This is a genomic window from Pseudomonas sp. B21-012 (assembly GCF_024749305.1).
Lineage (GTDB): Bacteria > Pseudomonadota > Gammaproteobacteria > Pseudomonadales > Pseudomonadaceae > Aquipseudomonas.
Map to the genome: position 1 here is coordinate 2,588,742 of NZ_CP087197.1, position 16,739 is coordinate 2,605,480.

The window sequence follows — 16,739 nt, forward strand, 5'->3', positions numbered from 1 at the left end:
AAAGGATGCAGCGATCAGAACCGGCTGGTGACACTCAGACCCACGGTGCGCGGGTCGCCATAGGTGATCACGTACTGGCCGGCGGTGCCGTTGGGGCGGCCGTGAACCTGGTAGCGGCGGTCGGTGAGGTTATTGACGAAACCGGTGACGCTGAGCTTTTCATCCGGGCTGAACCAGGTCAGGCGGCTGTTGGCCAGGGTGTAGTGCGGCTGGTTGAGCGGCTGGTCGGCGCTGCTCTGGCGGTCGGCCAGAAAGTACTCGCGGTCACGGAAGCTGACATCGGCACCGGCCACCAGCTTGCCGCCGACTTCCAGCGGGATGGTGTAGTCGCCGCCCAGCGACACCACGTAACGCGGCGAGCGCACGAAGCTGTTGCCGCTGTAGTCGGCGGTCACCGCGCCGGTGGTGGGGTTGGTGTTCTTGAAGTCGGTGTACTCGGTGTCGAGGAACGACAGCGCCGCGCGCAGGTGCAGGTAGTCGGTCGGCTGGCCTTCGAGCTCAAGCTCGGCGCCCTTGACCTTGCCCTTGGCGCCGTTGGTCAGCGCCGTGGTGAGGATGCCGTTGTTGACCGTCAGCAGGTTGACCTGGATGTCCTGGTAGTCGTAGTAGAACAGGTTGGCATTGACCGTCAGGCGATGGTCAAGCCATTCAGACTTCAGGCCCAGCTCGTAGGCATCCAGCTCTTCCGGATCGACCGTGGTCAACTGCGCAAGGCTGGTGGATAGACCGGTGTTGAAACCGCCGGACCGAAAACCATGGGCATAACGGAAGAACACCCGCAGGTTGTCGTTGATGCGGTACTCGGGGGTCAGGTCGTAGGTCCAGGCATCCCAGCGCTTGGCCTCTTCCTGGGAGCCGTTGCTGCCGCTGGCGGTCAGCGGGATCAGCGGGCCGTTGGCAGTGGCGCGGGTCAATTGCACCAGGTCCAGGTCGATGTCCTTTTTCTCGGTGGTCCAGCGCAGGCCACCGGTAACGGTCAGGTTGTCGCTCAGGTCGTAGGCGAGGTTGCCGAACAGCGCGTAGCTGTCGGTTTTGTGGGTGTAGCTCAGGTCACGAAAATCCACCGTGCCGCCGGTCTGGTTGGAGCCGGTGCCGTTGGGCGTAGGCCCCGGGGTGACGGTGCGCAAGGCGCTGCTGTCGAGGGTTTCGTGGAAGTAGTGGGCGCCAAGCATCCAGCGCAGGGTTTCCTGTTGCGGCGAGGCCAGGCGAAATTCCTGGGAGTACTGGTCGTAACGGTTGTCGCTGTCGGCGGCGCCGTTGACTTCATAGGGGGTGTAGTCGGCGTCGCTGAGTTGCTGGTTGCGGATGTAGTCGTAGGCGGTGATCGAGGTCAGCTTGTAGTCGCCGATGTCCCAGTTCAGGGTCAGCGAGGTGCCGTTGTGGTCGAGCTTGGCATCTTCATCGACGTTCAGCTCGATGCGCCGGCCTTCCGGGCGCTGGTAGCCGACGTTGTAGTAGCGCCCCAGCGTCAGCGAACCGCTGCTGCCATCGCCCTTGAACTGGCGGCCGTGGACCTTCCACAGTGCTTGAAGGTCAGGGTTGAGCCTGGCCAGGAACTGCACACGCACGGCCTTCTTGTTGACGTCGCCGTAGGTCTGGTCGTTGCTCAGGTTGTGGGTGAAGCCATCGCGCTCTTCGGAGTACAGCGACACCCTTGCTGCCAGGCGCTCATCGACCAGGGCGCCGCCGATGGCGCCACTGAGGATTCGCTCGTTCTTGCTGCCAAAGCCGAGGGTGCCGAAGCCGTCGGTGTCGAAGCCCGGCTTCTTGGAGATGATGTTCACCGCGCCTGCGGTGGTGTTCTTGCCATACAGGGTGCCTTGCGGGCCGCGCAGGATCTCGATGCGCTCAAGGTCGAACAACGGGCCGCCGCCGGCCACCGGGGCATTGAGGTAGACGTCGTCGGCGTAGATACCCACCGGGTAGACGGTGGCGGCGCCGGTGTCGCCGGTGCCCAGGCCGCGAATGTACCAGCGCGGGCGGCCATCGCCGTCGGGGTTCTTGGCCGAGGCGTTGGGGATGAAGGTGGTGATATCGCCCATGGCGCGCACGCCGTCGGCGGTGATGCTGCTGCCTTGCACCGCAGTGACCGCCACTGGCACTTCCTGCAGGGTTTCTTCGCGGTGCTGGGCGGTGACCGTAACGGTTTTCAGCGCCGGTGTAGTGCTGGTGTTGTCTTCGGCCCTGAGCAGCTCCGACTGGCTGGCCAGCAGGATGCTCAGGCCGATGCCTTGGGCGATTGGGTTAAGTGTGTGCATGCTGCTGGTCTCCCCGGATGTGCAGTTGAAGGGGATAGAGCAGGGTTTGTGCCATGTTTGTATCTTGTTGTATTTAAAGGATTTTATTGGGTTTTTTAGCGGTGGCTGCTAGTTATTCAGCAGGGGGGTGTGGAATGCCTGTTGCTGGGGCAGCAATCGCGGCGACCCGACTTGCCCCGCGATCAGGTAGCGACCCGCGAAGTCGAGCCGATCACTGCCTCCAGCACACTGAAATCAATCCACTCACGCACATCGAAACGCCTCGGTATAAAGTCCCAGCGATGGAGAAAATCGGTGAAGTCCTGCAACGCCTCGATCGAGCGACCATCGAGGGTGGTGCGCAGTCGCCGGTGGGCGTCCTCGCCATAGGCCGCTGCCACCCAGTACTCGCTGGTGTTCAGCTCGCGGGCAAGATAGCGCCGGGTTTCATCGGCATTGGCCCAGGCCCACTGCTCGGTACGCAGCAGCACATCAACGATGCGCTTGCAGGCACCGAAGTGCTGCTCCAGCAGGTTGATGTCCACGGTCAGGGTCCGCGGCGTGCCGTTGTTGGCGCGAATCAGCGGATCGGGGTGGGAGCCGGTGTCGATCACTACCCGCAGGCCGAATTCGTGGGCCAGTTGCAGGGCCGTGGCGCCCTTTAAAAAGATCGCGTCGATATCGCCGCGCAGCAGGCCGATCAGCTCGTTGTTGCGGCGGCTGACGCGGTTGACGCCGAGGGTCACCGCCGCGCCATGCACATGAGTGACCTGTTCATCGCTGTGGGTGCCGCCGTAGGGGTAGTCGACCAGCTCGACATCGGCGACGTTCAGGCCTTCGAGCTTCAGCGCGTTCTCCAGCCCGCGCAGGGCCTGGGCGCGGGTGAAGTCGATCTGCACGTTGGCCCATTTCGGCAGGCCGAAGCGGCGGTTCTTGAGGTCGCGCACGGTGCGTACGCCGCTGTCTTCGGTGGTCAGGATCAACTGCACTTCATCGGCCCAGCTCAGGCCCAGCACGCGGGTCTGCACGCCGCTGGCGTAGGCCCAGATCGCCGGGATGTTGCCGCCGTGGCGCACCGAGTTGCGCAGGTGATGGTCGTAATGGGCTTCGCGCACTTCGCGCTCGCTCGATTCGCGCAGCGACTGGATCGAGGTGCCCAGCGGCTGAAAGGCTTCGGCCAGGCGCCCGCTTTGCACGGCGATGCCAAGGCCGGTGGGCACCGGGCTGTGGGTGTACCAGAGGGTATCGAGGGGTGTGCTCATTGTCGGTTCTAGTCCTTGTCAGGTGGCCGGTTAGCCGGCCAGTGCGGTATGCAGCCCGTCCATGGGGCGGCGGTCGATCCATTGGCGTACATCGAACGCCGTGCGGATAAAGCGCCAGCGCTGCAGGAAGGTCACGAAGTCCTGCAGGGCGGCGATGGCCTGTTCGTCGAGGGCGGTGCGCAAGCGCAGGTGCGCGTCTTCGCCGTAGGCGCGGCTGACCCAGTACTCGCTGCTGTTGGTTTCCAGCGCCAGGTAGCGGCGGGTCTGCTCTGGGTGCTGATGGGCCCAGGCTTCGGCGCGCAGGACGCTGTCGAGCACCTGGGTGGCCACCGGCAGGTGCTGGTCGAGCAGCGCCTGGTCGACCGTCAGGGTGCGCGGCGTGCCGTTGTTGCTGCGCATCAGCGGATCGGGGTGGGCGCCGATGTCCAGTAATGTGCGCAGACCGAAATCATGGGCCTGCTGCACGGCGCTGGCGCCCTTGAGAAAGATCGCATCGACTTCACCGCGCAGCAGGCCGATCAGCTCCAGGTTGCGCGCCTCGTCACTGCTGGCCACGCTGCTGCCGGCAACAACGCGCAGCGGGCTGTCACTGAAACCGCTGTCGTAGCGGTAGTTGACCAGCTGCAGGTCGCCGACCTGCAAGCCCTCGAGTTTCAGCGCGTTCTCCAGCCCGCGCAGGGCTTGCGCACGGGTGAAGTCGATTTGCGCGTGGGCACGGTCGGGCAGGCCGAAGCGCTTGCCGGCCAGTTGCCTGATGCTGTGAATGGCGCTGTCGGCGCGGGTCAGGATCAACTGCGCCTCATCGGCCCAGGACAGCCCTATCAGGCGCGTCTCGCGGCCCTGGGCGCGGGCCCAGATTGCTGGAATGCTGCCGCCATGACGCACCGAATGGCGCAGGCTGTGATCGAAGTGCGACTCGCGCACCGCAGCATCGTCGGCCTCGCGAATTGACTGCACCTGGGTGCCAAGCGTGTGCAGGCTGTCCTGCAGCCAGCCTTGCTGAACGGCAATGCCCAGGCCCGTGGGCACCGGGCAGCGGGTGTACCAGAGGGTATCGAGGGGTGTGCTCATATCGGGCTCCGGTCAGGCGCTGGCGGTCAGCGACAGGCTGGCCAGCGGCGCCTGGCGCACCAGCGGCAGCACCTCCTGGCCGATGCGCAAGGCTTCTTCCAGGTGCGGATTGCCGGCCAGGATAAAGGTCGAGAAACCGGCGTCGCGGTATTCGGCCAGGCGTTCGGCGATGTTCTCGTGGCTGCCCACCAGGCCCACGGTCGGCCCAGGCTTGGCCTTGGCAAAACCGGCCCAGAGGTTGGCGCCGATGATCAGGTCGTCGAAGCGCTGGATGTTCTGGTGATAGGCGGTTTGCCGCGCGCCGCCCACCGAGTCGCTGGCGCTGGTGAAGGCCTTGGAGACGGCGCTGGGCTTGCCTTCGAGCTTGTCGAACTGGCGGCGCAGGTCGCGCCAGGCGGCTTCTTCGGTTTCACGCGCGAACAGGTCGACGCGCAGGCCGAAGCGCACCGTGCGCCCTTGCTTGTCGGCAAGCTCGCGTACCCGCTCGATGTGCGGCTTGAGCTGCTCAACCGGCTCGGCCCAGTTCAGGTACACGTCGGCGTGGCGGGCGGCGACTTCCAGCGCCGGCTCGGAGAAGCCGGAGAAGTACACCCCCGGCTTGCGTTCGTTACCCAGGTGCGGCGGCAGTGCGCCGTTTTCCAGGCGGTAGATGTCGCCGTCGTAAGAGAAGCGCTCGTTGCTCCACAAACCCTGGATGATGTCGAGGAACTCGCCGGTACGCTTGTAGCGCTGGTCGTGGTCGAGAAAGTCGCCCTGGGCGCGCTGGCTGGCCGGGTTGCCGCCGGTGATGATGTTCCAGTCCAGGCGCCCGTGGCTCAGGTGCTGGAGGATTGCCGCCTGCTGCGCGGCGTAGGCGGGCAGGGTCCAGGTGGCCTGGAAAGCGATCAGAAAGCGCAGGCGGCGGGTTTCCCGGGCCAGGGCCGCGGCGGCGATCCACGGCTCGGGGCCGGTGGGCAGCAGCGCGCCTTCAAAGCCTGCAAGTTCTGCGGCCTTGGCCACCTGGGCGATGTAGTCGATGTAGGTGAAACCATCGGCGCTGCCGTCCTGCAACAGGCCGGGAGCGATATGCCCGGGGCTGCGGCTGAAACTGCCGCGGTTGTGCTTGTCGGTGCTCAGTTGCGGGCCGTCGGTGCCCAGGGGCAGACGCCAGAAGAATTCGGTGCTCATGGCTGTTCCTCGATGAAGGTAGAGACAGCGGTGCAACGCCCATGCCACGCCGCGCGGGCCCGTAATCATTGGGGGTTGGCGGCAGGGGTGTTGCCAGGTCAGCAACCGGTCAGCAGTGGCTGCGGCGGTTGCAGCACAAAGCATCGCGGGTCAAGTCGAGTCGTCGCACCGCCCCACAGGTCCTGCATTGACCCGCGAAATGCCTCAACACGCTTGCAGCTCGGCACCCTGCTGATACCGCCGATACAACGCCGCATAATCGCCACCCTTGGCCAGCAACTGCTGATGCGGCCCTTGCTCGACCAGCTTGCCCTCGCGAATCAGCACGATGCGGTCGGCATCGCGAATGGTCGCCAGGCGGTGGGCGATGATGATCGCCGTGCGCCCCTCGCACAGCCGCCGCAGCGCCCGCTGGATGCGCCGCTCGGTGTGCACATCGACCGCCGAGGTGGCCTCGTCGAGCACCAGCACCGCCGGGTCCGCCAGGTAGGCGCGCACCAGGCACACCAGCTGGCGCTGGCCCTGGCTGAGGTGGCTGCCCAGCGGCCCGACCTGGGTGTCATAGCGATGCGCCAGGCGCTCCAGCACCTCGTCTGCCCCCAGCTCGCGCACCGCGTCAATCAGCGTGTCGTCATCGGCATGCGGCGCGGCCAGGCGCAGGTTGTCGAGGATGCTGCCGTTGAACAGCACGTTGTCCTGCAGTACCACGCCAACGTGGCGGCGCAGCTGTTGCTGGCTGAGCTGGCGAATATCGACGCCATCGAGGGTCACCGCGCCGTGATCAACTTCGTAGAAGCGTGTGAGCAACTGCACCAGGGTGCTCTTGCCATGCCCGGACGGGCCGACAATCGCCAGCACTTCACCGGCATTGATGCGCAGGTCGAGGCCGTCGATCACCGGCCGGGTGGGTTGCGGCAAATAGGCAAAGCGCACCTGCTGAAAATGCACCTCGCCGCGCGCCGCGGGCAAGTCCAGCGGCGCCACCGGGTCGACAATCTGCGGCGCGGTGTCGAGCAACAGGAAGATCCGCTGGGCCGAGGCGGAACCGGTGGCATAGCGTTCGAACAGGTCGGTCAGTTCTTGCAATGGCCCAAGGAACAGCATCACGTAGAACAGGCTTTCGCCGACCTGGCCGACCGTGACCGTGCCCTTGGCCAGGCTGTAGCCGCCGACCAGCACCAGCACCGCCATGCCGGCGGCGCTGAGCAGCGCGGTAAAGGGCGCGAACCAGCCCGAGCGCAGGCTGCCGATGATCAGCGCTTCGTTGAAGTCGTGCAGCAGTTGTGTGTAACGCTTAAGGTTCGGCGCCTGCTGGCCGGTCTGCTGTAGCAGGCGCACGCCGCTGACGCTCTCGACCAGGTGCGCGGTGAAGCGGCTGCGCTGTTCGGCGACCTTGGCCCAGTTGCGCTGGGCGATGCGCTTGAACGCCCAGGTCGCCGCCAGCAGCAGCGGCACGCTGCCGATCAGGCTGAAGAAGAACAGCGGCTCGATCAGCCACAGCATCACCGCCGCCAGGCTGCAGCGCAGCAGGGCGCCGAGCAGTTCCGGCGGGCCCTGGATCAGCAGCGGCTCCAGGGCATCGACATCGCGGTCGGCGCGGGAAATGATACGCCCGGCGCGGGTGCGGTCGAAGTAACCGACGCTCAAGGCCTGGACGTGGGCAAACACCCGCACCCGCAATTGGTTGAGCACCTGGATCGCCGCGCTGCCGGCGATATACTGCGATACCCCGGCCAGCACAAAGCGCCCCAGCCAACTGGCCGCCAGGCCCAGCCCCAGCCACAGCACCAGCGGCTGGTCGAGCAGCCAGCGATTGCCGTCGTGGATCAGACCGCGGTCGAGCAGTTCACGAACGAACCAGGGTCGCAGGAACACGGTAAACACCAGCAGCAGCTCCAGGCCGATGACCCAGGCGATTTGTTTGCGCACCGGCCGCAACAACGGCAGCAGTCGCTGGAACATGCTGCGGTCGAGGGCTTTTTTTGCCAGCAGCTCTTCGATCTCGATATCGCTCAGGGCGTTGCCCGGCAGTGGCTTAGCCATGGTCGATCCCCAGCAGGTCACGGTAAGTCGGGTTGCGCTGCAGCAGTTGCGCGTGGGTGCCGCTGTCGGCGATGGCGCCGTGGTCGAGCAGCAGCACGCGGTCGGCGCGTTGCACGGTGGAAACTTTGCTGGCGATCAGCAGCAGGGTGGTGGCGCTTGCCTGCTGGCGCAGGTTGTCCAGCACCCGGCCTTCGCTCAGCGCATCCAGGGCGCTGGTGGCATCGTCCAGGCAGAGAATGGCCGGCGCCGCGAGCAAGGCCCGGGCCAGGCACAAGCGCTGGCGCTGGCCGCCCGAGAGGGTTACGCCGCGATCGCCGAGCGGGCTGTCGAGGCCTGCGGGCAGGCGTTCTAGGATATCGTCGGCGGCGGCCTGGTGCAGGGCCTGGAGCAGTTGCGGGTCGCTGGCGTCGGGCGCACTCAGGCGCAGGTTGGCGGCCAGGCTGTCGGCAAACAGAAAACTCTCCTGAGGCAGCACATGCACGCGCCTGCGCAGGTCGCGCAGCTCCAGGTCGCGAATGTCCTGCCAACCGGACTGCGCGTTGCCGAGCAGCACACGGCCCTGGGCAACATCGCTCAGGCGTGGCAACAGGCTGGCCAGCAGGCTCTTGCCGGTGCCGGTGGCGCCGACCAGGGCGACGGTTTCACCGGGGGCCAGTTCGAACGAGCAGTGATGCAGAATCGCCTGGCCACCGCCAGGGGCGGCTACGCTGACGTCTTCAAGCCTCAGCCCCAGCGGCCCCTCGGGCAGGCGCTGACTGCCGCCGACAATCGCCGCCGGCGCATCCAGCAACTGCCAGATACGCCCGGCCGAGGCGCGGGCGTCGGCGAAGGTCTGCATCACCCGGCCGATGCCTTCAATGCGAAACACCAGGGTGGTGGCGATCAGCAGCGACGTCACCAGTTCGCCAATGCCGATCCGGCCGGCGGCGACCAATTGCGCGCCCACCACCAGTATCCACACATGCCCCAGCGCCACCACCGCCTGCGGCAGTGGAATCCGCGAACTGGCGTAGGCCAGGGCCTGGCGTGCCAGGCTGCTGAACTGCAGGACCTGACGCTCGAAGCCGTCGATGCGCTGGGCCTGCAGGCCGAACGACTTGATCACCCGCACCGCGCCAATGCCCTCGGCGAGGTCCTGGTTGACCCGGTCGTAGGCGGCGCCGACCGCGCGGTCGAGGCTGACCAGGCGCTCGGTCTGCACTACGAATATCCACACGCCGATCACCGTCAGCAGCAGCGGCCCGAGCGCCAGCCACGGGTGGTACCAGGCCAGCAGGCCGACGGTGGCGAGTATCACCAGTGGCGTTTCGACCAGCTGGCGCCAGAAGCTCACCAGTGCATCGCGGACCTTGTCGGCATCGCGGGTGGTGCGGGTGACCATCTCGCCCATGCCGTGCTGCCAGTGATAACCCAGGTGCAGGCGCAGCACCTGCTCCAGCAGGCGCTCGCGCAGGCGCGTGAGCAGCGCCTGGCCAAGGATCAGCGAGCCGATGGCGGCGGCGTACTGCAGCAGCGCGCGGCCCAGGGCCACGCCGAGGATCAGCCAGAACCAGCCCCAGGCGCGCTGACCGTCGAGGCTGCCATCGGCCAGGCGCTGCACCGCCGTGCCGGCGCTGACCTCGTTGAGGGCGTGGCCGATCAGCCATTGTTGCCAGACCAGGCCAAGGTTGATGGAAACGAACAGCCCGGCGACCAGGGCGAAACGCCAGGGCATTTCACCGTAGATCGCCAGGCTGCGCAGCAGCGGGTGTCGAGGGCTCATGAAGGACTCGCGGCAGGAGGAAAGTGTGTGCTCAGCGGCTGGCGCCGGCCTTTTGCTTGGCAGTGAGGATGGCGGTGTATTCGCCGGGGTCGATGCCGTTGAGGTAGTAGTTGCCGACGTGGTGCAGGCGCCAGCGGATCGGGTCGTGGGTGGTGTGCACCCGGGCGTTGCGCCAGAAGCGGTCGAGGTTCCACTTGCTCAAGGATGAGCTGGCGCCGAGCAGCGAGAAGATGTCGCTGGAGATCTTCAGCGCAGCGCCATCGGAATGGGCGCGGGCGCTGGCCACCGAAAGGATCAGCTCGTCTTGCAGGGCCTTGTTGTCCGGGTCCTGCTCGTGGGCGTCGAAGGTTCGCGCGGCGTCGCGCAGCAGTGATTCGGCGGCGCGCAGGGCCACCGCGTACTCGCCGATCTGGCGAATGATGTGCGGCTCGTCGCTGGCCCGTTCCACCTCGCTCTCGACCCACGGCCGGGCGTGCTGGTTGAGGTAGTCGATGCCGGCCTGCAGGGCGCCGGCGGCGATACCGGTGTCGATGGCGGCGTGGAGGATCTGCGGGAAGGTCAGGCCGGTGCGCTTCATCGGGCCCTGGCGGTGCAGCACGTAGCGCTCGTCCAGCTCGATGTTGTCGAAGATTACCGTGCCGCTGACCGAGTTGTTCTGGCCGAAGGCGTCCCAGTCATCGACCAGGGTCAGGCCGGGCGTGTCGCGCTGCAGCAGCACGCCGGCGCCGCCATCATCGCTGGCGGCGGTCAGCGAGATCCACTCGGCCAGGTAGGCGCCGGTGGAGTAGAACTTGCTGCCGTTGAGGATCAGCTTGCCATCGGCGCGGCGCTCGACCCGGGTCTTGAGGGCGAACTTGTTCTTGCCGCCGACCTCGGCCAGGGCATTGCCCAGGCGCTTGCCGGCCAGTACATCGGCGATCAGCCGGTCGCGCACGGCATCCGGGTAGCCGCTGAGCACGCCGCGCAGCATCACGTTGTGAATCTGCAGCAACTGGCCGACGCCGCCGTCGGCGCGGGAGATGATCCGCACGGTCTCGACGATGGTCTCGACCGACGCGCCCAGGCCGCCGAGCGCTGTCGGTACGCCGATGGCGGTGATGCCGCTGTCGGACAGCAACTGCGCCTGGCGCCGGGGCAGTTCGCGGTTGAGCAACGGGTCGGCAGCGAGGGCGGCGATTTGCTCGGCAATTTCATGGGCCGCGGCGATGGCCTGGGCGGGGCTGTGCAGGCGACGGGGCAGGGTACTCACGATAGGGCTTCCTTGAATGAACAGGTACCCAGGGCCTTGAGCAGGTTCTGTGCCAGTGGCGGCAAACCCCCGTGGGGCAGGGCTCGCGGCGTTTTTGCCGGTGCCGGGTGTTGCTGGGGCAGCAGTAAGCCGGTGATTGTTGCTCTGGCAGCAGCAGGCTTGCGGCCCGACTGCTGGCAGATCAGCAGTCGGGCCTTGCGGCAAGGGGTAAAGCCCAATGAAATCAGGGCTTTGCCGAGTTGGCACGGGCGCTGCAATAGCTCAGGCAAAGGCCACCTGGCCGATTCGATCCGCTTGATGGAGCATGCCCATGACAATCGCCGCCACCTTGCCACTGCCCAGCGCAACCACGCTTGAGCAACTCTGGTTCACCCGCTGCCCGGTGCCGACCGCTTCCGGCATCGCCTACACCCTGGGCTGGCTCACCGAAGAATTCGCCGCCGACGGCCTGCCGGTAGAAACCCTGCAGGAAGCCCGGCAACTGGGTCATCACCACTACGATCACCAACTGCCCGGGCTGTTTCGCGAGGGCGGTAACGTGCCGGCATTGGCCGCCCGCGCCGCCGGTGCACCGAGCCGGCTGATCGGCCTGACCTGGATCGAGGAATGGCAGACCATCCTGGTGCGCCCGGATTCGGGCATTCGCAGCGCCGCCGACCTCAAGGGCAAGCGCCTGGCGCTGCCGGCCTGGGGCGCCAACCGCCCCGGCAGCATCGCCCGGGCCATGAGCCTGCACGGCTACAAGGGCGCGCTGAGCCTGGCCGGGCTGAGCTTCGATGATGTCCAGCTGGTGGAGGTGGCGCTGCAGTCCCAGGACGATGCACCGACCCCGCAGCAGGGCCTGCAACGCCTGTGGTCGGGCCTGGATTACCTGGTACGCGGCGAGGTCGATGCGGTCTACGTCAAGGGCGCTGCCGCCGCCGATGCCGCCCGGCGCCTGGGCCTGGTGGTTGGCATTGACCTGGACCAGATCACAGACCCACGCTATCGCATCAACAACGGCACGCCGCGGCCGATCACCGTGCACCAGAGCCTGCTCGACGATCACTTCGAGCTGGTGGTGCGCTTTCTTGCCCAGACCCTGCGCGCCGCCGACTGGGCCCGCGACAACCGCGACGGCCTGCTGCGCATCCTCCAGGACGAAACCCGCGCCGGTGCCGAAGGCGTCGATCAAGCCTACCGCGGCGACTTTCATACCACCCTGGCCCCGGACCTTTCGGCCGAACGCCTGGCGTACCTCGACATCCAGAAAACCTTCCTCAACCTGCACGGCTTTCTCGAAGCCGATTTTGCCCTGGCCGACTGGGTCGACCCGCGTCCACTGCAAGCCGCCCAGCAACTGCTGGCTGAACGCCGCGCCCGCGCTTAAAGGAGCATTGCCATGACCGTACTGACCACCGAGCACCTGATCGACGCCGAGCTGCAAACCTTCATCGAGCAGGTGCTCGACGAGGCCGGGCAGGCCTTCACCGTGTTCCGCGAAACCAACACCATCACCGCCAACGGCACCGTCGGCTTTATCGAACGGGTACCGGGGCGCGAGCTGCTGGTGTCGGTCAACTACCCGGGGCCGTGGGAGTACCGCAAACCGCTGCAGGCCACGGTCAGCGACCTGGCCGGCAACCTGGTGCATGGCCAGGGCAAGGGCGGCCTGGGCCGTTACGCCAAACTGTTCCGCGAGCAGGCGCAGATCACCACGGTGTCACATGTGCACTCGCCGTACCTCGGCGCCTGGGCCCAGACCCAGCGCACCTTGCCGTTCAACTACGTGCCGGTGCAGCGCTTCCAGCTAGCCCGCGAGCTGCCGACCTACATCGACCGGCGCCAGGACGAGGTCGATTTCATCCTCGAACGCCTGGCCGAGAACCCTTTCACCCCGGCCATCCTTGAAGCCAACGGTGGCGCCACGGTGTGGGGCCAGCAGGGCCTGCGCGCCACTGCCGAGTTCATCGTGCTGCTGGAGGAGGGCGCGCAACTGCAACTGCTGGCCGAAGCCATCGGCGGCTCGCGGCCCTTCGGCCCGGGCGTGCTCACCCAGCAATGGAAGATGAGCAGGCTGATCGACAAGGCCAGCGAGCTGGGCCTGATTCCCGCCACCGACCGCATTCGCGCTTGAGGAAAGACCATGGCAGTGAAAATTCTCTGGTACCTGACCAGCCCCGATGGCCCCTATCCGTGGGAAGCCCAGGGGCGCTGGAAAACCGATTTCGCCCACCTCAAGCAACTGGCGGTGGCCAGCGATCGCCTGGGTTACTACGGCTCGCTGCTGGGTTCAAGCCCCAACGAAAGCCTGGCAGTGGCCGCCGCGCTGATCGACGCCACCGAGCGCCTGCGTTTTCTGGTGGCCCAGCATCCGGGCGAGCTGTCGCCGGCGGTGCTGGCCAAGTGGGCGCTGACTTTTGACGAGTTCTCCAACGGTCGCCTGTTGTTCAACGTGGTCAACGGCAGCGACGCCGGCCTGGCCACTCTCGGCGTGCATTACCCGCACGACGAGCGCTACCAGTTCAGCCTGGAATACTGGCGCGCGTTCCAGAGTATTTATGCCGGCGAAACCGCAGGCTTTGACGGTCAGTACGTCAAGCTGGCGCCGCGCCCGGCTGCGGCGGCACGTCACCCGCTGGGCGGCTGGCACCCGCCAGAACGCGCCAGCGTGCCGCTGTGGGGCGCCGGCACCTCGGGCCCGGGCGTGGCTCATTCGGTGCAACTGCTGGACGTTTACTTGAGTTTTGCCGACACCCCGCCGAAGCTCGGCGACAAGTTCCGCCGGGTGGCGGCGGAGGCGGCGAAGATCGGCCGCGAACTGAGCTTTGGCACGCGCCTGCAGATCATCGTGCGCGAAACCGAGGAAGAGGCCTGGGCCCACGCCGAAAAACTGCTGCAGCAGACTTCGCTGGCCACCGCCCGCGCCGCCATCGAACGCCAGTTGCCGCCCGGGCAGAGCCTGGAGACCTTCAGCAGTGACAACCCGCAGATCCAGCGCAATGTGCAGAGCATTCGCGACGGCCGCCTGCCCACCGCGCGGGAGCTTGAGATCTATCCCAACGTCTGGACCGGCCCGAGCCTGTTCGGCTTCAACATTCTCGGCCCGGCGGCCGGTACCTACCTGGTCGGCAGCGCCGAGCAGGTGGCCGAACGGATTCGCGAGTACGAGGCCCAGGGCACCTCGGCGTTCATCCTCTCGGGCTTCCCGCTGATTGATGAAGCCCACCGGGTCGCCGACCTGCTGTTCCCCTTGCTCGACCTGGACCACGGTTTCGACATTGCGCACCTGAGTGCGCGCACGGTTGCCGAACCGGCTTAAGGAGTTGCCCATGCCAAACGAATTTTCCCGCCGGGTGTTTCTCGGCAACAGCCTGGCCGTCGGTGGCGGCCTGTTGCTCGGCTCCAGTTTGCTCACAGGTTGCGGCGCCGGCGAGCCGGCGGTGGTCGGCGCCATCAGCCGGCCCACCCAGCCGGTGCGTGGCGGGCGCTTGCGGGTTGGCATCATCGACGGCGACCAGGCCGGCAATCTTGATGCCCACAAGCCGTCTGGCGGCGGGATCATTCGCGGCTGGGCGCTGTACAGCAAGTTCTGGGAGTGGAACGACGACGTCAGTACGCGCCTGGGCCTGGCCGAGTTCGCCGAGCCCAACGCCGATGCCAGCGCCTGGACCATCCGCATCAAGCCGGGCCTGGAGTTCCACCATGGCAAGAGCATCACTGCCGACGACATGCTGTTTTCGATCCTGCGCCTGACCGACCCGAAACTGGCCTCGCCGTTTGCCGGGCTGGTTGGAGCCATCGACCGCCAGGCCTTGCGCAAGCTCGATGAGCGTACCATCGAGATCCGCTTCAAGCAGGGTCGCAGCTTCTTCCCGCTGGACGAAACCCTGATTGCCTTCGGCGCTATCGTGCCGACCGATTACGATCCGCTAAGCAACCCGGTGGGGGCGGGGCCATACCGGCTGAAAAGCTTCGTGCCAGGCCAACGCGCGCTGTTTACCCGCTTCGAGAATTACTACAAACCCAACCAGCCCTACGCCGACGAGCTGGAGATCATCGAATTCAAGGACCAGGTGTCGCGGGTCGCCGCCCTGCGCGCCGGGCAGATCGACGTCGCCAGCGGTGTGCAGGCCGAGCACAGCGCCCTGATCAAGGCCGACCCACGCTTGCAACTGGTGGTATCGCCCACCACCTCGTTCAGCGGCTTCAACCTCAACACCGCCAAGGCGCCGTTTCAGGACGAACGGGTGCGTCAGGCCTTTCGCCTGCTGGCCGATCGACAGGAGCTGACCGGCCGTGGCCTCAATGGTTTCGGGCGCATCGCCAACGACCTGTACTCGCCGCAAGACCCGACCTATAACCACGCCATCGCCCAGCGCGGCTACGATCTCGACCAGGCCCGCTCGCTGCTGCGCCAGGCCGGTGCCACCGACCTGCGCGTCGAGCTGACCACCACCGCCAACGAAGTCAACGCCGCGCTGGTGTTCGCTCAACAGGCGAAGAAGGCCGGGGTCCAGGTCAAGGTCACACCCGTGGACAGTTCGGTGTTCAACGGCCCGCAAAAAGAGCAGTGGCTGATGTCGCCAGGCTCCACGCCCGCCCGTGGCTTTCTGGCCACCGGCCTGCACAACGACGCGCCGCTGGCGATCTACAACCGCAGCAATTTTCGCGATGAGCGTTTCTCCGAGCTGTTCACCCAGGCCCTCGGCCAGCCCGACCTTGAGCGGCGCAAGCAACTGGTGCACGAGGCCCAGAGCATCCAGCACCAGCGCGGCGGCTTGCTGATCTGGGGCTTTACCGACGTGCTCGATGCCGCCTCCAGCAAGGTCGGCGGGCTGCACGGCGAACAGACCACCTTCGCCTCCTGGCGCTTTGACAGCCTGTGGTTGAACCATGCCTGAACCGTGCGCACGAACTTCCCGACTGCCTGCCTGGCTGCCCTGGTTCATCGGCCGCCTGGGCTACGGCCTGCTTACCGCCTGGGTTATCAGCCTGGTGGTGTTCATCGCCACCCAGGCGTTGCCGTCGGACCCGGCGCGGGTCATCCTCGGCCCCGAGGCGCCGCTGCAAAGCGTGCTGACCCTGCGCGAGCAACTGGGCCTGAACCGGCCGATCCTGGTGCAGTATTGCAGCTGGCTTGGCCAGGTGCTGCGCGGCGACCTGGGCATCTCGCTGGACTCCAGCCAGCCGGTGGCCTCGATCATTTTCAGCCGCTTCGGCAATACCCTGGCGCTGCTGGCCGGCGTGCTGGTGCTGGTGGTACCGCTGGCCTTGAGCATCGGCGTCAGCCTGGCTTTGCGCCGCGACAGCCGCCTGGACCGCTTTGGCCTGTCGGCGCTGATCTTCCTCAAAGCCACGCCGGGTTTTTTGCTGGCCATCGGCCTGGTGCTGCTGTTCTCCATGCCCCGGGTCAATCTGCTGCCGGCGGTATCGATCCTCGATCCGGACAAGGCCCTGTGGCAGCAGCTTGAGTACCTGTTGCTGCCGATCCTGGCCCTGAGCCTGTCGTCGCTGCCGTACCTGGCGCGCATGGTCCGCGCCTCGATGATCGAAGCGCTGGAGTCGGACTACGTCAGCGCGGCGCGCCTGCGCGGCATCGCCGAATGGCGCATCGTCTGGCGCCACACCTTGCCCAATGCCCTGGTGCCGGCGATCCAGGGCGTGGCCCTGACCTTGCGCACCCTGATCGGCGGTGCCTTGCTCGCCGAGGTGATCTTCAGCTACCCGGGCATCGGCACCCAGCTCAACAGCGCGATCCAGATGCGCGACCTGCCGCTGGTGCAGGGCGTGGTGCTGGTGATCACCCTCGGGGTGGTGCTGATCAATCTGGTGGCCGACCTGCTCACCGTGCTGCTCACCCCAAAACTGCGCACCGCCCGCCGTGCCACCCTGATCCAGCGCAACCGCCGCGGTATCCAGAGCTGGTGGCGGCGCCCGGCAGCCAAAGCCCCTTGAGAGGAATAGCC

12 protein-coding genes are annotated in these 16,739 nt (G+C 66.5%); 5 read left to right on the forward strand and 7 right to left on the reverse strand.

Annotated elements, in window-relative coordinates:
- Positions 1-14: 14 nt before the first annotated feature.
- From LOY37_RS11925 to LOY37_RS11955, 7 genes are all read right to left on the reverse strand, one after another.
- Positions 15-2,258, reverse strand: coding sequence for a TonB-dependent receptor (locus LOY37_RS11925; protein WP_258716973.1), 2,244 nt, complete (start codon positions 2,256-2,258; stop codon positions 15-17).
- Between the two features lie 182 nt (positions 2,259-2,440).
- Positions 2,441-3,499: an ABC transporter substrate-binding protein gene (locus tag LOY37_RS11930; RefSeq protein ID WP_045198597.1), complete on the reverse strand. Its 1,059-nt coding sequence runs from the start codon at positions 3,497-3,499 to the stop codon at positions 2,441-2,443.
- Between the two features lie 30 nt (positions 3,500-3,529).
- A complete protein-coding gene (locus LOY37_RS11935) occupies positions 3,530-4,570 on the reverse strand; it encodes an ABC transporter substrate-binding protein (RefSeq protein WP_258716974.1) in 1,041 nt (346 codons plus the stop codon).
- 12 nt (positions 4,571-4,582) lie between these two features.
- A complete protein-coding gene (locus tag LOY37_RS11940) occupies positions 4,583-5,737 on the reverse strand; it encodes an LLM class flavin-dependent oxidoreductase (RefSeq protein ID WP_258716975.1) in 1,155 nt (384 codons plus the stop codon).
- Between the two features lie 204 nt (positions 5,738-5,941).
- Entirely contained in the window at positions 5,942-7,780 is a 1,839-nt protein-coding gene (locus tag LOY37_RS11945) for an ABC transporter ATP-binding protein (RefSeq protein WP_258716976.1), read from the reverse strand.
- Positions 7,773-9,542 carry an ABC transporter ATP-binding protein gene (locus tag LOY37_RS11950; protein ID WP_258716977.1) on the reverse strand — a complete coding sequence of 590 codons (1,770 nt, stop codon included), beginning with the start codon at positions 9,540-9,542 and terminating at the stop codon, positions 7,773-7,775. Before LOY37_RS11950 ends, LOY37_RS11945 begins: the two co-directional genes overlap by 8 nt.
- A 31-nt stretch (positions 9,543-9,573) precedes the next feature.
- Positions 9,574-10,791 (reverse strand): acyl-CoA dehydrogenase family protein, encoded by a 1,218-nt coding sequence (locus tag LOY37_RS11955; protein WP_258716978.1) that lies wholly within the window; start codon positions 10,789-10,791, stop codon positions 9,574-9,576.
- 310 nt (positions 10,792-11,101) lie between these two features.
- Here LOY37_RS11955 and LOY37_RS11960 point away from each other — a divergent pair, with 310 nt between their 5' ends.
- The 5 genes from LOY37_RS11960 to LOY37_RS11980 are packed head-to-tail and all read left to right on the forward strand — an operon-like array spanning position 11,102 to position 16,728.
- Entirely contained in the window at positions 11,102-12,160 is a 1,059-nt protein-coding gene (locus LOY37_RS11960; protein ID WP_258716979.1) for an ABC transporter substrate-binding protein, read from the forward strand.
- Positions 12,161-12,172: 12 nt separating this feature from the next.
- Positions 12,173-12,907 (forward strand): class II aldolase/adducin family protein, encoded by a 735-nt coding sequence (locus tag LOY37_RS11965; RefSeq protein WP_045198608.1) that lies wholly within the window; start codon positions 12,173-12,175, stop codon positions 12,905-12,907.
- Positions 12,908-12,916: 9 nt separating this feature from the next.
- Positions 12,917-14,092, forward strand: coding sequence for an LLM class flavin-dependent oxidoreductase (locus tag LOY37_RS11970; RefSeq protein ID WP_258716980.1), 1,176 nt, complete (start codon positions 12,917-12,919; stop codon positions 14,090-14,092).
- A gap of 10 nt (positions 14,093-14,102) precedes the next feature.
- On the forward strand, positions 14,103-15,674 hold the full coding sequence (locus tag LOY37_RS11975) for an ABC transporter substrate-binding protein (RefSeq protein ID WP_258716981.1): 1,572 nt from the start codon (positions 14,103-14,105) through the stop codon (positions 15,672-15,674).
- Positions 15,667-16,728, forward strand: a complete 1,062-nt coding sequence (locus LOY37_RS11980; protein ID WP_258716982.1) for an ABC transporter permease — start codon at positions 15,667-15,669, stop codon at positions 16,726-16,728. The genes LOY37_RS11975 and LOY37_RS11980 overlap by 8 nt, the downstream gene beginning before the upstream one ends.
- Positions 16,729-16,739 lie beyond the last annotated feature (11 nt).

What these genes read in the sequence shown, in the direction of transcription:
- LOY37_RS11925 (WP_258716973.1), bottom strand. Translation starts at nt 2,258, where the DNA reads ATGCACACACTTAACCCAATCGCCCAAGGCATCGGCCTGAGCATCCTG.
- LOY37_RS11930 (WP_045198597.1), bottom strand. Translation starts at nt 3,499, where the DNA reads ATGAGCACACCCCTCGATACCCTCTGGTACACCCACAGCCCGGTGCCC.
- LOY37_RS11935 (WP_258716974.1), bottom strand. Translation starts at nt 4,570, where the DNA reads ATGAGCACACCCCTCGATACCCTCTGGTACACCCGCTGCCCGGTGCCC.
- LOY37_RS11940 (WP_258716975.1), bottom strand. Translation starts at nt 5,737, where the DNA reads ATGAGCACCGAATTCTTCTGGCGTCTGCCCCTGGGCACCGACGGCCCG.
- LOY37_RS11945 (WP_258716976.1), bottom strand. Translation starts at nt 7,780, where the DNA reads ATGGCTAAGCCACTGCCGGGCAACGCCCTGAGCGATATCGAGATCGAA.
- LOY37_RS11950 (WP_258716977.1), bottom strand. Translation starts at nt 9,542, where the DNA reads ATGAGCCCTCGACACCCGCTGCTGCGCAGCCTGGCGATCTACGGTGAA.
- LOY37_RS11960 (WP_258716979.1), top strand. Translation starts at nt 11,102, where the DNA reads ATGACAATCGCCGCCACCTTGCCACTGCCCAGCGCAACCACGCTTGAG.
- LOY37_RS11965 (WP_045198608.1), top strand. Translation starts at nt 12,173, where the DNA reads ATGACCGTACTGACCACCGAGCACCTGATCGACGCCGAGCTGCAAACC.
- LOY37_RS11970 (WP_258716980.1), top strand. Translation starts at nt 12,917, where the DNA reads ATGGCAGTGAAAATTCTCTGGTACCTGACCAGCCCCGATGGCCCCTAT.
- LOY37_RS11975 (WP_258716981.1), top strand. Translation starts at nt 14,103, where the DNA reads ATGCCAAACGAATTTTCCCGCCGGGTGTTTCTCGGCAACAGCCTGGCC.
- LOY37_RS11980 (WP_258716982.1), top strand. Translation starts at nt 15,667, where the DNA reads ATGCCTGAACCGTGCGCACGAACTTCCCGACTGCCTGCCTGGCTGCCC.